Source organism: Corallococcus sp. 4LFB (assembly GCF_046520365.1).
Lineage (GTDB): Bacteria > Myxococcota > Myxococcia > Myxococcales > Myxococcaceae > Corallococcus > Corallococcus caeni.
This window is the reverse complement of sequence record NZ_JBKGHJ010001095.1, coordinates 1-956: the sequence shown is the minus strand read 5'-3', so window position 1 is coordinate 956 and position 956 is coordinate 1. Positions and strand designations below refer to the sequence as shown.

Genomic DNA, 956 nt, shown 5'->3' with positions numbered 1-956 from the left:
CGCGCGCTGGACGGCGAGACGGAACGCTGCTGGCGGTCCCTCGCGGGCTCACCCCGGCGCTGGCGAAGGCGCGCGGCGTGGCCACGTCCCCGAGGACCGGCTGGCGCGCGCCGTGGTGAAGGCGATGACGGTGGAGGAGAACGTGGCCCTGGGCCGGCACCGCCAGCCGCCGTTCGCGCGCGGGCCCTGGGTGGACTTCAAGGGCCGCCGCGACCGCACGAACCAGCTGCTGACCACCTACGACGTGCGCCCGCCCGACCCGACGGTGGCGCTCCAGGCGCTGTCCGGCGGCAACCAGCAGAAGGTCGTGGTGGCGCGCGAGCTGGACGCGGCTCCGAAGCTGCTCGTCGTCGTGCAGCCCACGCGCGGGCTGGACATCGGCGCGGTGGCGCAGGTGCATGCGCGGCTGCGCGAGGCGAAGGCCCGGGGTGCGGGAGTGGTGATGGTGTCGCTGGACCTGGAGGAAGTGCTGGCCCTGTCCGACCGCGTCTATGTCCTCTACGAAGGCCGCGTGACGGGGCACTTCCCGCGCGAGCACCTGGACGAGCGAGAGCTGGGCCGCCGCATGCTGGGCGCGGAGGCAAGCCATGGGTGAGCGGACGCGGCAGGTGCTGCCGTCGGTGCTCTCCGTGCTGCTGGCGCTCGCGGTGTGCTGGCTGACCATCGCCCTCACGCGCGACGCGGACACCGCCTCGCGCGCCTACCTCCAGATGCTCTGGGGCGGCGTGGGCAACTGGCCCGCGTTCCTGGACGGAGGCAGCAGCACCGCCGTGCTGCGCCCCCTGGGCGAGGCCGCGATGAAGGCCGCGCTGCTCACCCTCACCGGCCTGTCCGTCGCGGTGGCCTTCAAGGTGGGCCTCTTCAACATCGGCGCGCAGGGACAGATGCTCTGGGGCGCGCTGGCCGCGGCGCTCGTGGGCGCGCACGTCGGTCGCTGCCGGGCGTGCTCACCGTCC

Annotated in this window: 1 protein-coding gene and 1 pseudogene; both read left to right on the top strand. The window is 74.4% G+C overall.

The window, feature by feature from the left end; translation table 11 throughout:
* Positions 1 to 595, top strand: a pseudogene (locus ACLEQD_RS44290) (heme ABC transporter ATP-binding protein); the annotation flags it as partial.
* On the top strand, positions 588 to 956 hold a 369-nt coding region (locus tag ACLEQD_RS44285; RefSeq protein ID WP_410391915.1), incomplete at its 3' end, for an ABC transporter permease subunit. The pseudogene ACLEQD_RS44290 and the gene ACLEQD_RS44285, both read left to right, overlap by 8 nt.